General features: G+C 43.0%; 15 protein-coding genes. 11 read left to right on the top strand and 4 right to left on the bottom strand.

The window, feature by feature from the left end; genetic code table 11:
- The first annotated feature begins 19 nt into the window (after window positions 1–19).
- The 8 genes from bamJ (at window position 20) to ahr (ending at window position 5,725) form a co-directional block, all read left to right on the top strand.
- A complete protein-coding gene (bamJ, locus tag AC4MBN_RS14210) occupies window positions 20–709 on the top strand; it encodes a BamJ family beta-barrel-assembly machinery protein (protein ID WP_005233205.1) in 690 nt (229 codons plus the stop codon).
- Window positions 710–872: 163 nt separating this feature from the next.
- Window positions 873–1,607 (top strand): dienelactone hydrolase family protein, encoded by a 735-nt coding sequence (locus tag AC4MBN_RS14215; RefSeq protein WP_312309103.1) that lies wholly within the window; start codon window positions 873–875, stop codon window positions 1,605–1,607.
- Window positions 1,608–1,686: 79 nt separating this feature from the next.
- Window positions 1,687–2,046 carry an HIT family protein gene (locus AC4MBN_RS14220; protein ID WP_005233203.1) on the top strand — a complete coding sequence of 120 codons (360 nt, stop codon included), beginning with the start codon at window positions 1,687–1,689 and terminating at the stop codon, window positions 2,044–2,046.
- A gap of 165 nt (window positions 2,047–2,211) precedes the next feature.
- On the top strand, window positions 2,212–3,240 hold the full coding sequence (gene mutY / locus AC4MBN_RS14225; RefSeq protein ID WP_491880431.1) for an A/G-specific adenine glycosylase: 1,029 nt from the start codon (window positions 2,212–2,214) through the stop codon (window positions 3,238–3,240).
- Between the two features lie 90 nt (window positions 3,241–3,330).
- A complete protein-coding gene (locus tag AC4MBN_RS14230) occupies window positions 3,331–3,834 on the top strand; it encodes a M23 family metallopeptidase (RefSeq protein WP_491880973.1) in 504 nt (167 codons plus the stop codon).
- Window positions 3,835–3,849: 15 nt separating this feature from the next.
- Window positions 3,850–4,095 (top strand): hypothetical protein, encoded by a 246-nt coding sequence (locus AC4MBN_RS14235; RefSeq protein WP_180014478.1) that lies wholly within the window; start codon window positions 3,850–3,852, stop codon window positions 4,093–4,095.
- Window positions 4,096–4,116: 21 nt separating this feature from the next.
- A complete protein-coding gene (locus AC4MBN_RS14240) occupies window positions 4,117–4,698 on the top strand; it encodes a DNA-3-methyladenine glycosylase I (protein ID WP_491880432.1) in 582 nt (193 codons plus the stop codon).
- 4 nt (window positions 4,699–4,702) lie between these two features.
- Window positions 4,703–5,725: an NADPH-dependent aldehyde reductase Ahr gene (ahr, locus tag AC4MBN_RS14245; RefSeq protein WP_491880433.1), complete on the top strand. Its 1,023-nt coding sequence runs from the start codon at window positions 4,703–4,705 to the stop codon at window positions 5,723–5,725.
- 87 nt (window positions 5,726–5,812) lie between these two features.
- Here ahr and AC4MBN_RS14250 read toward each other — a convergent pair whose 3' ends face one another.
- Window positions 5,813–6,703 (bottom strand): LysR substrate-binding domain-containing protein, encoded by an 891-nt coding sequence (locus tag AC4MBN_RS14250; RefSeq protein ID WP_491880434.1) that lies wholly within the window; start codon window positions 6,701–6,703, stop codon window positions 5,813–5,815.
- A 113-nt stretch (window positions 6,704–6,816) separates the two neighbouring features.
- Here AC4MBN_RS14250 and dkgB point away from each other — a divergent pair, with 113 nt between their 5' ends.
- Both dkgB and AC4MBN_RS14260 read left to right on the top strand, forming a co-directional pair.
- Window positions 6,817–7,623, top strand: coding sequence for a 2,5-didehydrogluconate reductase DkgB (gene dkgB / locus AC4MBN_RS14255; protein ID WP_491880435.1), 807 nt, complete (start codon window positions 6,817–6,819; stop codon window positions 7,621–7,623).
- 9 nt (window positions 7,624–7,632) lie between these two features.
- Window positions 7,633–8,808, top strand: coding sequence for an MFS transporter (locus AC4MBN_RS14260; protein ID WP_491880436.1), 1,176 nt, complete (start codon window positions 7,633–7,635; stop codon window positions 8,806–8,808).
- Between the two features lie 50 nt (window positions 8,809–8,858).
- Here the strand turns inward: AC4MBN_RS14260 and AC4MBN_RS14265 are convergent, their stop codons facing one another.
- The 3 genes from AC4MBN_RS14265 to AC4MBN_RS14275 all read right to left on the bottom strand — a co-directional run bounded on the left by AC4MBN_RS14265 (window position 8,859) and on the right by AC4MBN_RS14275 (window position 11,119).
- Window positions 8,859–9,503 carry an START domain-containing protein gene (locus AC4MBN_RS14265; RefSeq protein WP_491880437.1) on the bottom strand — a complete coding sequence of 215 codons (645 nt, stop codon included), beginning with the start codon at window positions 9,501–9,503 and terminating at the stop codon, window positions 8,859–8,861.
- 57 nt (window positions 9,504–9,560) lie between these two features.
- Window positions 9,561–10,382, bottom strand: a complete 822-nt coding sequence (gene dapB, locus AC4MBN_RS14270) for a 4-hydroxy-tetrahydrodipicolinate reductase (RefSeq protein WP_034704877.1) — start codon at window positions 10,380–10,382, stop codon at window positions 9,561–9,563.
- A gap of 539 nt (window positions 10,383–10,921) precedes the next feature.
- Window positions 10,922–11,119, bottom strand: coding sequence for a hypothetical protein (locus AC4MBN_RS14275; RefSeq protein ID WP_104426834.1), 198 nt, complete (start codon window positions 11,117–11,119; stop codon window positions 10,922–10,924).
- A gap of 855 nt (window positions 11,120–11,974) precedes the next feature.
- Between AC4MBN_RS14275 and AC4MBN_RS14280 the strand changes: the two genes are divergently transcribed.
- Window positions 11,975–12,160: a hypothetical protein gene (locus tag AC4MBN_RS14280; protein ID WP_004780424.1), complete on the top strand. Its 186-nt coding sequence runs from the start codon at window positions 11,975–11,977 to the stop codon at window positions 12,158–12,160.
- Window positions 12,161–12,320 lie beyond the last annotated feature (160 nt).

Here is a 12,320-nt window from a genome sequence, read left to right on the forward strand (position 1 = left end):
TTATTTTTGAGAATTGATAATGAAAATACAAATCAGTTTAATGGTTTTGCTGCTCAGTTCAGGCAGCCTTTTTGCTAAAGAGATCAATAATACAAGTAGTGAAGCTGAGAAGATTGGCTACAGCTTTGGTTATCTGATGGGTCGCAGTAATGCAGACACTTTAAAGGATCTTGATTTAGATGCATTTAGCCAGGGCTTAAAGACAGCCGCTGCTGGACAAAAATCCAGTTTAAGCGATGAAGAAATGACACAAGTGCTGACTCAGTATAAACGTCAAAGTGATGCCAAAGAACTGATTGTGCTGAAACAGAAAGCTGAAGAAAATGCCAAAGCTGGCAAAGCCTTCTTGCAGGAAAATGCCAAAAAGCCCGGCGTTAAAACCACCAAATCTGGTCTGCAATACCTGGTGCTGAAAGAAGGTAAAGGGAAATCACCAAGTGCTAACAGTAATGTCCGCGTGCATTATGAAGGTCGCCTGATTGATGGTACCGTTTTTGACAGTTCGATTGCCCGCCAGCAGCCAGTCGATTTCCGTACCACCCAGGTGATTACTGGCTGGACAGAAGGCTTACAGCTCATGAAAGTCGGTGCTAAATACCGTTTCTTTATTCCTGCTGATCTGGCCTATGGACAGATTGGTTCGGGAGATATTATTGAACCAAATAGTACCCTGATCTTTGATATCGAACTACTGGAAATTATTAAATAAAAATTCCTTTAATTTTAAAAATTAAAAAGAGAGGCAAATTATTTGCCTCTCTTTTTTTGTACTGATGAGAAACGAATTAGTTGGCGGTTTTCATGTATATTCATAGCAGTTTTGCTATTTTATAGTTTAATCAAAATATTCAACAACAATAGAGGACTTCAGCATGGCAGCAATCAAGACCCGCGAAATTCAATATACTGCTCAGGATGGCAGCACTTTGATTGGTTATTTTGCCGCACCAGAAACTGATGCACCTGTGGCAGGTGTTATTGTGGCACCTGAATGGTGGGGCCGCAATGACTATACTGAACAGCGTGCCCGTGAACTGGCGGAACATGGATATGCAGCGCTGGCAATTGATATGTATGGTGACAAGAAAGTGACCGCCAACTCTGATCAAGCCTATCAATGGATGATGCAGACGTTTGAAGATCCGGACACTATTGTGAACCGTGCGAAAGCTGCTTTAGATACTTTGGCGGCACAGGATGAAGTCAATCCGGAAAAACTGGCTGCGATTGGTTTCTGCTACGGCGGTAAAGTGGCTCTGGATCTGGCTCGCTCAAATGCACCGTTAAAAGCTGTGGCTACTTTCCATGCAAACCTGTCTCCTAAAGCACCTGCACAAGAAGGCCAAGTACAGGCAGAAATTCTGGTTCTACATGGTGAAAAGGACAGTATGGTCAGTCTGGATGATGTCGCCAGCTTTAAAGAAGAAATGCAGGCGGCTAAGGTCGAGCATAATGTGATTGTATTTGAAAATGCCAAGCATGGATTTAGCAACCCGCTTGCGGATGAGCGCGCCAAGGCCAATGGTGTAGATCTGGGCTACAATGCTGAAGCAGAGAAACAAAGTTTGGCTGCCATGTATGAATTACTGGCACGACAACTCGCTTGATAACAGATAAATTGATCTGGCTCATGATCGAGCTGGGTCATACATGAAAAAAATAAATTCAATGAAAGGAGCCAATATCATGACTGAAAATAACTGCCCGTACTGTAATTTTGACGAATACGATATTCTGGCTAAAAATGATTTTGCTGTCGTGTTACCTGAACCCAACTCGCTGTCCAAAGGACATTATGTAGTTACTCCATTACGTCATGTGGCGTCATTTTTTGAAATCACAGATAAAGAACGTAAAAGTATGATGTCCTTACTCGAACAGGCTCGTAATGAACTGCAATTACGCTATCAGCCTTCGGGTTTTCATGTCGGGTTTAATGATGGTGAAGTATTTCAGGAAAAATCAGAACATTTGCACATTCATATTATCCCGCGTTATGAAGGCAAGGTATTAAAGCTGGATGCACGCTGGGGCATTGAAGAATAAGAATTTAATTTTTTTGCCGAGTGAATGTTTTTCGAAGTGTTCACTTGTCCCTTCCATTTATTCATTTTTACTCTTTTTCAGTCTTGCTGTTTTAGCAGACTTTTCATCTTTTAGCTGGGTCTCTTCAGTTATACTAGGCCTCGTTTTTCAGTTCGTTCTATCTTCATGTTTGTATTTTCAGATGCCCTTTTAGAATGGTTTGATGTGCATGGCCGCCATGATTTGCCGTGGCAAGTGGCTGATGATTCCTATAAGGTCTGGGTCTCTGAAATCATGCTACAGCAGACTCAGGTCAAAACCGTGTTGCAATATTTTGAGCGGTTTATTCAGCGTTTTCCGACGGTACAGGACCTCGGTACAGCTTCCTGGGATGAAGTCGCACCCTATTGGGCGGGGCTGGGCTATTATGCTCGTGCCCGCAATTTGCATAAGGCAGCCGGTATTGTGGCAAGTCAGGGCCATTTCCCGACGAGCCTGGAAGAATGGATCGCCCTGCCCGGCATTGGCCGCTCAACCGCGGGAGCCTTAATGTCTTTAGGTTTACGTCAGTACGGCGTAATCATGGATGGCAACGTCAAACGGGTGCTGGCACGGTTTTTTGCGATCGAAGATGATCTGTCTAAACCGGTTCATGAACGTGCCTTGTGGGAGCTTGCTGAACAATTATGTCCGGTTGAGCGGAATCATGACTATACCCAGGCGATTATGGATCTCGGTGCGACCGTCTGTACTCCGAAAAAGCCTTTATGCCTGTATTGTCCAATGCAGCAACATTGCAAGGCACATCAGCAGGGTCTGGAAAATGAATTGCCCTTTAAAAAAGTCAAAAAGCCGGTACCGGTGAAAGCAGCTCAAGTGCTGTTGATCCAGTCAGGTGATGAATGGCTATGGCAGCAACGTTCTAATAGTAGTCTTTGGGGCGGGCTCTGGTGTCTGCCCATTATTGAAGATACTCATGCATTTGAACAACTGTGCCAGCAACTCGGTCTGAAAAATCTCGTACAAAAAGCCCAGATCAGCCACAGTTTCACCCATTTTACCTGGCAGCTTGAAGCCATGGTTTTTGCAGTCGATGAAGATCAGCAGGAACATCTGGCGATTGAGTTACAAGGCATCTGGATGAACCCGGAAACTGCAGTCAATGCAGGTATTCCAACCGCCATGAAAAAATTGATTTCTACCGTAAATTTATGACATAGTCTGGAACAAGAAGAATCATACTGGCCTCATTTAAGGATAAATATTTTGCGCCATTCTCTTGCGTTTGTCGGACTTTCTTTGGTGATGTTATTTCTGGTGGCGTGTAATAGCGCACCGAAACATCCTTCTGCGGTTCAGCTTAATCCGGCACTGGTCAAAAAACTGAATCATATGCGTATGCCCTCTTCTCTGCCGATTCCGGTAGATCGGGTCCAGGCTCGTGAATTGAAAGATACTTGGGGAGCTTCGCGTAGTAGTGGCCGTTTGCATGAGGGCATTGATATTCTGGCTCCACGTGGAACCAAGGTTCGCAGTGCGACGCCTGGTCTGATCGCGGATTTACGGAATAACAATTTGGGTGGTAAAGTAGTCTGGATTCTGGGTCCAGGTGGTGCCTGGCATTATTATGCACATCTGGATGGTCATAAGCGTGGCCTGAAAGTTGGTGACTATGTCAAAAAGGGCGATGTCATTGGTTATGTCGGTAATACTGGCAATGCCCGGCATACTGCGCCACATCTGCATTATGGTCTCTATTTAAATGGTAAGGGCCGTGGTGTTGTTAACCCTTATCCATATTTACGTTAATTTTAGGAAGTTTACATGTCAGAAGCGTTGATCAACCGTCTGGTCGAATTTGCTGAATCAGGCAATCAACAGAAAATCGTGCTCAATGGCCAGACCTATCAGGGCTGGATCATGGAAATTACCGAAGAGGCGCTTCTGATCAGTACTGGTTATGCCGATAAAAGTGGTAAGGATATATGGATCCAGTTCAGTGATCTGCAGCAGGCAGAACTCTCCTACTGGGATAATCAGCAAGATCAGTGGACGACATTTAAATTATAAACTAGGAAAAAGGAGCATCCCTTGACGATCCAACGCTGTGGCTGGTGCTCTAATGATCCTCTCTATACTGCCTACCATGATCAGGAATGGGGACAGGCACTGCATGATGAAAAACGCCTGTTTGAAATGCTGTGTCTGGAAGGGCAGCAAGCCGGTTTAGCCTGGATTACCGTACTCAGAAAACGTGAATCTTATCGCAAACATTTCTTTCAATATTCTATTGAAACCATCGCCGCATTTACAGATGAGCAACTCACCGCAAAACTGCAAGATGCTAGTCTAATCCGGCATATAGGTAAACTGACTGCGATTCGCGATAATGCCCGGGCCTGGCAACAGCTTAAATCTCAAGAAATTGATATGGTCACATGGTTGTGGTCCTTTGCCCAGCAGCCCCGATTGAATAATGATGTGGCAGATTATCGTCAGGCTCCAACACAAACTATTGAAAGCCAGAACATGTCCAAGGCCTTAAAAAAAGCAGGCTTTAAGTTTGTCGGTCCTACGATCTGTTATGCCTTTATGCAAGCAGTCGGCATGGTCGATGACCATGAAAATCACTGTCACTTTAAAACAATATCCTCCCATTCAAATAAGAGCTGAATCTATGTCCAATAATACCATTCACGCTTATGCCGCAATGTCTGCCGGCGCCGCTCTGGAACCTTATCAATTTGATGCGGGTGAACTTCAGCCGCATCAGGTTGAAGTGAAAGTTGAATACTGCGGTCTATGCCATTCTGATATTTCAGTACTCAATAATGACTGGGGATCTTCAGTCTATCCTGTGGTGGCCGGACATGAAGTCATTGGCACCATTACGCAACTGGGTTCTGAAGCCAAAGGTCTAAAAGTAGGTCAACGTGTCGGTATTGGCTGGACTGCGGAAAGCTGCCAACATTGCGATCCTTGTATTTCAGGTCAGCAAGTGCTGTGTACCGGAGGTCAGGTTGCAACCATTGTGGGTCATGCAGGCGGTTTTGCAGATAAAGTCCGTGCTGGCTGGCAATGGGCAATTCCCTTACCCGAAGATCTGGACCCGGAAAGTGCCGGCCCCCTGCTCTGTGGCGGGATTACCGTATTTGATCCGATTCTGAAACATCAGATTCAGGCTATTCACCACGTCGGTGTGATTGGTATTGGCGGTTTGGGACATATGGCGATCAAGCTGCTGAAAGCTTGGGGTTGTGAAATTACCGCCTTTACTTCGAATCTGGATAAAACCGATGAGCTGAAAGCCATGGGTGCAGACCATGTAGTGAATAGTCGTGACCCAGCAGCGCTTAAAACGCTCCGTGGTAAATTTGACCTATTAATGAGTACTGTAAATGTCACACTAGACTGGCAGGCTTATTTGTCAACACTGGCACCAAATGGCACAGTACATATGCTGGGCTTACCACTGGAACCCATGCAAATTTCTGCAGGTTCACTGATTGGTGGTGCTAAATCTGTGACTGGCTCGCCAACAGGTTCGCCAGCAGCTTTACGTCAGTTATTGAAATTTGCGGCACGTAAAAATATTGCGCCACAAATTGAGTTATTCCCAATGTCGGAAATTAATGCGGCGATTGAACGTCTGCACTCAGGTAAAGCCCGTTACCGGATCGTACTAAAAGCCGATTTCTAATTTGTACCAATCATTAGTAAATCTAGATCTGCCCTAGCCTCATGTTAGGGCAGATTTTTTTAGGGCTGTATTTGTAATACAATTGGTTTATAAATATTTAGCCAGCTTCTGAGCCAAAAATTCAATGAATAGATGTACCCGTTTAGGCAGATGCTCCTGACGGTAATAGACTGCATGAATTTTTTGATAATGCAGCTCAATCTGGTCTTCAAATAGTGCCTCTAAACGACCCACCTGTAAATCATCCTCAACCAGAAAGCGTGACAGACAAGTAATACCCACCCCATATAAAGCCAATTGGCGGACAGTTTCCCCATTGGGTGCTCTAATCTTTGGCTTTACAATGATAGGTTCGCCATTCAGCTGAATCGGCCAGGTGTTCAAATGCGTAGGCTGACTAAATCCCAGCAAAGTATGCTCCGATAAATCTGCCACTGATTGCGGTCTGCCCTTTTGCTGTAAATATTCAGGGCTAGCCACAATATACAAACGGCTGCGGCATAATAATCTGGCATGCAGGCTGGAATCATGCAGTTCTCCAAAGCGGATCGCGACATCGGTTTTATGTTCCAGCAGATCAATCACCTGATCATGATTATTCAGTTCAATTTCGATGTGGGGATAGCGCTGCATAAATTCCTGAATTAGCGGCACGATTACATGCAGCACAAAAGGTGTCGCTGAATCAACCCGAATCAATCCTGACGTATCACTATCTGATTTCAGCAAAGCATCCTCAGCTTCTGCCAAATCATTGAGAATTTTGCGCGCCTTTTCTAGAAATAGCTGGCCCTCTTGAGTCAGTTTGAGTTTACGTGTGGTTCTTTCTAAAAGAGTGACATTTAATTTATTTTCCAGACGTTGCAGCGCCCGACTGACACCAGAAGTCGTTTGGCCTAAACGTTCTGCCGCCATGACGATAGAACCACTATCCACAATAGTGACAAAAGCCTGTAGCTCTTCAATCGTTGATTTCATTTGTCACTCTTTTATTGATTTTCAGTCAATAATATTTTGCAAATTCAGCTATTTTTTCGCAACAATAAAAAGCACAAAATACTCAGCATCGAAAATACTTAAAGATTAAAGCTATGAATATTGTTCCTCAATTTGGTATTGGTACCTTTCGCCTGTCTGGACAGACCGTCATTGATTCAGTCAAAACAGCATTGGAAGTCGGTTATCGCGCCGTGGATACGGCACAGATTTATGCCAATGAAGCGGAAGTGGGTCAGGCCATTGCAGAAAGTCAGGTCAATCGTAACGAGCTGTTCATTACCACCAAAATCTGGACAGATCATTACGCACCTGACAAACTGATTCCAAGCCTCAAAGAAAGCCTGCATAAACTGCGTACCGATGCAGTCAATCTGACGCTCATTCACTGGCCTGCTCCTCGCTTAGGCGTTCAAATTCCTGAGCTGATGCAGACTTTATTAGAAGCCAAACAGCAAGGTTTGACAGAGCATATCGGTGTGTCCAATTTCAATATTGAGCTGACCCAACAAGCCATTGATACGATTGGTCTGGAGCATATCGCCACTAACCAGATTGAACTCAGTCCTTATTTACAAAATCAGCGTCTGGTCAATTTCCTACAATCTCAGAAGATTGATGTCACCTCTTATATGACACTGGCCTATGGCAAAGTGCTAAATGATCCTGTCCTGCAAGGAATTGCTGCCCAGCATCAGGCTTCGACTGCACAAATTGCACTGGCTTGGGCCTTACAAAAAGGCTTTGCGGTGATTCCATCTTCAACCAAACGTGAACATCTGCTTGCCAATCTGGCAGCGCAGGAGATACAGCTGACCCAGGAAGAAATGGCTTTGATCAGCACCTTGGAGCGCAATGGCCGTGAGGTTGATCCGGACCAGCTTGCGCCTATCTGGGATTAAACAGAAACCATGAAAATTAATTTTCCTTTGCTTGCACTGGCAGTTGGTGCCTTTGCAATTGGTACCACTGAATTTTCTCCAATGGGTTTTTTGCCGGAAATCGCCCGTGATCTGGAGATTTCGATTCCTCGTGCCGGGATGCTGATCAGTGCCTATGCCTTAGGGGTAATGCTAGGTGCACCGCTAATGACCCTGTGGTTAAGCCGTTATTCCAAACGTAAGTCTCTCATTTTACTGATGGCGATTTTTACGATTGGTAATATTCTGGCGACATTAGCGCCTAATTATCTGGGGCTGATGGGGGCACGCATCATTACCAGCCTGAACCACGGTGCTTTCTTCGGAATTGGTTCGGTTGTCGCGGCCAGTGTCGTTCCGAAAGATAAACAGGCCAGCGCTGTAGCCATGATGTTTATGGGCCTGACCATTGCCAATATTGGCGGGGTGCCACTGGCAACCTGGATAGGACAACATATCGGCTGGCGTATGGCTTTTCTGGGTATTTCCCTGCTTGGTTTGCTGACCATGTTCTCCCTATGGAAAGCCTTGCCTGAAGGCCAAAGCAGTCAGAAACCGGATGTAAGGCAGGAGCTGCAAGTCCTGACCCGCCTGCCTGTTGTTTTAGCTTTATTGACTACCGTGATGAGTGCGGGGGCCATGTTTGCCCTATACACTTATATTGCGCCAAGTCTGCAAAGCTTTACTCAAGCCTCACCGGCATTAATTACCCTAATGCTTGTACTGATTGGAGTAGGTTTCTCGATTGGTAATCATCTGGGTGGCAAGTTTGCAGATCTATCCTTAGATAAAACCCTGATTGGTTTTTTAATCTTGCTCATGCTGATGATGCTGCTCTTCCCGATTCTGGCAAGCACGGCTCTTGGCGCAGGTCTGGCATTAATCATCTGGGGTGCTGCTGCCTTTGCCGTGGTCCCACCTTTACAGATGCGAGTCATGTCCGTGGCTTATGATGCGCCTGGACTGGCCTCTTCAGTAAATATTGGTGCTTTTAACCTCGGTAATGCTTTGGGGGCAATTGCGGGTGCCAGTGTGCTAAATCTGGGACTTAGCTATAGTGCTGTCTCATTTGCCGGTGCTGGGCTCAGTGCTGTTGCTTTGCTTCTGGTCGTGATTCAAATGAAACTGGTTCCACAGCAAGACATAACTGCGCAGCAATGCTCTTAAAATTTCCCTCATAAAAAAGTCCGCCTGATGCGGACTTTTTTATTGGCTATTTAACGTAAAGCTTCAGGTAACACAGGCGTTGTCACAGGTTTAGCCAGTTCGGTTTTCATCTTTTGCAGCATCTGATAAGGCTGCTGCTGCACAAACATATTCACAAAGGTCAAAGGAATCGAACCTTCAGGATTGGCATAACCATAAGTAGATACCTTGACCTTGTTATTCGCCAGTTTCTGGAAAGTCCAGTCTCCCTGATAATCAGTCAAACGTACATAATTCGGATTTAGAGCATAACCGGTCTGAATCGCTTTATTTTTGATCGTAATCTGTCCTTTGGCATCCTTGATCATTTTGCCTTGCACAATCAGATCACGGTCTTTTAAAGGGAATGGAAAATCCAGCACCATATACAGGGTAAAATCGCCTTTTTTATCATCACGGGATAGCACCTTGATACTGCCCATATAAGGCACCCATTTCACTGCATGATCAACATCCAGGATTAAAGAGACGGCATTCTCAATCGGAACATTGTAGGTGGTTTCGGCTTTATAGAGAAAAACAGGATTACGCTCATCCTGATAGGTCCAGACTTTAATATTATTTTTATTAATGCTGAGCTTGGCATTCTGCACAGAGGTCGACTGTGCTGTAGCGGCAAAGGCTACAGCACACGCCATTAATATTAATTTCTTCATTCCATTGTCATCTTATTTTAGTTTTAAGTTATTTTTATATAGGATTTTGACGAAAATTTATACTTGAATATCGTTAAAACCAAGTACGTCCTTCATGTCATATTTACGCGCATCACGACCAACGACCCAAGCTGCGGCACGTACGGCACCCGCTGCAAAGTTCATACGATTGGTGGCTTTATGCGTAATTTCAACACGCTCGCCTTCGCCAATAAACATTGCAGTATGTTCACCGACGATATCACCGCCACGAATGGTCTGAAAACCAATGCTTTTACGTTCACGAGGACCCGTATGCCCTTCACGATGATATACCGCATCTTTTTTCAGATCACGACCCAGTGCTCCAGCAATCGCCTCACCCATCATAAGAGCTGTACCTGATGGCGCATCTACCTTATGACGGTGATGCGCTTCGATCACTTCAATATCGACCGTATCACCAAAGACTTTAGAAGCAAGTTCTAACAGTTTGATCGAAACGTTCACACCAACTGAATAGTTCGCTGCATAGACCACTGGTGTTTCTTTTGCAGATTCATCCAGATAAGCCTTTTGTTCGTCATTCATACCAGTAGTACCAATCACGATCGCAACGCCATTTTCACGGCAGATTTTAAGATGATTCACCGTCGCAGCAGGTGCTGTAAAGTCGATCACCACGTCACAGTCTTTGACCACTTCTTCAAGATGGCCGACAACCTTTACACCCAAGCTCCCTACGCCAGCCAGTTCACCGGCATCTGCACCAATGAGTGAGCTTTCAGGGCGCTCAACAGCTGCTGCCAATTGGTAACCGGCTTCTTTCACCGCCTGAATAAGGATGCGTCCCATACGGCCGCCTGCACCTAAAATCCCAATGCGTGGTGTCGCTGACATAACATAGTCCTGATGTTGATTCGAAATTGCTCTTACTATAGCAAAACTCGCTCATAACACTAAGATTGATCGCATAAAAATCAATGAAAAGAATTAAAGAAGGTCATGAGGGATTTTGATATGCAGTCCATATAAACAATATTTTATGGACGAGTAAAAAGAAAAATAATTCTGTTAGAGAAATAATGATTAAATGCTTAGTCAGAGATAAACTCATTTAAAGAAAATTCTAGTTAATAAGAATTAATTTTTAATTATAAATAATTGAATTTAATAAGATAAAAAATATTTATCCATAATAAGTATGATCTTGATTTTTCATATTTAGATCATTTGCATTTAAGGGAAATATATTGCAACTCCAATTTGACCGCCTCAGCCATATAAGTACCACTGATATTATTGAACTAAATACCCATCATCGCGTACTGAAGCATATGCCCTTAGCGCATGGCATTATTTTCAATGAAGAGCGATGGATTGCTTGGGTAAATGGAAAGGTAAATCCATACTTTCTTAAATTTAGGAATGTTTAAGGATTAAGCATCAAGTAGTTGACCAACTTCCAAGCTGGTATATCCACGTTCTTTAAAGATCAAAATAATCGCTTTTTTATAATCTTCACAAATAGATGTTTTATATTTAGTGATAAGTTGAATCTCGGAATTCAGCTCCAGATCATTTTTTAAGGTCAAGACTTCAGTAGAGATCTTATTAAAAATCTTTAAATTAAACATATAGGCACCTGTTATCAGTTGTAGCGGCCCGACTACAACAAATACCTGCCTTAGCTCAGCTAGACACCCTTGGTCGCAAGGATTACAAATTAGAAAAAGTTCTGCAAGTTTTGAGGAATTGACAGATTAAATAACCTTCTAAATCCTGCCTATTTAGTAAGATTGTCAGCCTAAAAATTAATTTTATATATCAATTTCTTAATAATCTCATGATTGCTAAAAATTTAATAGGAACCAGTTTTTGTAACAATTCTTTTAATATTCCAGATTATTCATAATATTTTATTAGTTAAATAAATGATGAGATCATTAATTCAGGATTTTCATGTCCTGATAATGAGGTTTTAAAAGACAAAGTATTTTTCTCTATCTGGCAAAGGTAAAACCAGACTCTTTGTACGCTTTGGCTCACATTAATCTCGGCCTTTTGCTGCTACCCAGAATACTGGAAGTTTCCTATGATGAATTCATCAGGAACAGGAAGTTCCAAACAAGAATAACAATAGATCAGCACAAGGACAGTAAGGTACGACAGGAGTTATACCGAGCGAACCCATACGAAAAACCCCGGCAGGACGCTGGGGTTTTTCTTTTAGTATTTAAATTAAATTTCATCTTTTATATATACAAATATGTGACATACATCACATTAACAAATCCATTTTCTTATATATTTTGCCACTAGCTCAATTTTATGAGATTAATGATTAATCTTATATTTCAATTATTTAAATAACATCAAATTACATTAGTAAACATAAGTACACACAAAAAAACATCAATATCTACATTTTATGTCAACATTTTTGCCAAGTGTACTGAGTAGTACACTATTTTTAATACAAGGAAATTCATATGAAATTAGTTCAATTAACTTTTGCCGGGGTAGCGTTAATTGCTGCATCACAAACTTTTGCTGCTGAAGAAGTAGCACAAACAGCTCCTGCTGCAACTGAAACAGCTGCATCTGAAGTTCAAGCTGCTGAAGCACCTGCAAGCGAAGCTCCAGCATCAGAAGCTCAAGCAACTGAAGCGCAATAATATGACAGGATTTATATTTCTCTGCGTGAGGGATATAAATCCTTCTTAAAAAGCCAATACTATTAAAAGAATAATTTTCTCATTATTTCTATCTAATAATGAACTTATACGTCTTTTCCGAATTTAAGCCATAAAAAAAGACGCCTGAGCGTCCTTTTTT

This window comes from Acinetobacter sp. CAU_H_60 (genome assembly GCF_058599385.1).

Excerpts from the sequence above, each read along its gene's own strand:
- mutY (WP_491880431.1), top strand. The coding sequence starts at position 2,212 with ATGTTTGTATTTTCAGATGCCCTTTTAGAATGGTTTGATGTGCATGGC.
- AC4MBN_RS14230 (WP_491880973.1), top strand. The coding sequence starts at position 3,331 with ATGTTATTTCTGGTGGCGTGTAATAGCGCACCGAAACATCCTTCTGCG.
- AC4MBN_RS14280 (WP_004780424.1), top strand. The coding sequence starts at position 11,975 with ATGAAATTAGTTCAATTAACTTTTGCCGGGGTAGCGTTAATTGCTGCA.
- AC4MBN_RS14250 (WP_491880434.1), bottom strand. The coding sequence starts at position 6,703 with ATGAAATCAACGATTGAAGAGCTACAGGCTTTTGTCACTATTGTGGAT.
- AC4MBN_RS14275 (WP_104426834.1), bottom strand. The coding sequence starts at position 11,119 with ATGTTTAATTTAAAGATTTTTAATAAGATCTCTACTGAAGTCTTGACC.
- dapB (WP_034704877.1), bottom strand. The coding sequence starts at position 10,382 with ATGTCAGCGACACCACGCATTGGGATTTTAGGTGCAGGCGGCCGTATG.
- ahr (WP_491880433.1), top strand. The coding sequence starts at position 4,703 with ATGTCCAATAATACCATTCACGCTTATGCCGCAATGTCTGCCGGCGCC.
- AC4MBN_RS14220 (WP_005233203.1), top strand. The coding sequence starts at position 1,687 with ATGACTGAAAATAACTGCCCGTACTGTAATTTTGACGAATACGATATT.
- AC4MBN_RS14260 (WP_491880436.1), top strand. The coding sequence starts at position 7,633 with ATGAAAATTAATTTTCCTTTGCTTGCACTGGCAGTTGGTGCCTTTGCA.
- AC4MBN_RS14235 (WP_180014478.1), top strand. The coding sequence starts at position 3,850 with ATGTCAGAAGCGTTGATCAACCGTCTGGTCGAATTTGCTGAATCAGGC.
- dkgB (WP_491880435.1), top strand. The coding sequence starts at position 6,817 with ATGAATATTGTTCCTCAATTTGGTATTGGTACCTTTCGCCTGTCTGGA.
- AC4MBN_RS14265 (WP_491880437.1), bottom strand. The coding sequence starts at position 9,503 with ATGAAGAAATTAATATTAATGGCGTGTGCTGTAGCCTTTGCCGCTACA.
- bamJ (WP_005233205.1), top strand. The coding sequence starts at position 20 with ATGAAAATACAAATCAGTTTAATGGTTTTGCTGCTCAGTTCAGGCAGC.
- AC4MBN_RS14215 (WP_312309103.1), top strand. The coding sequence starts at position 873 with ATGGCAGCAATCAAGACCCGCGAAATTCAATATACTGCTCAGGATGGC.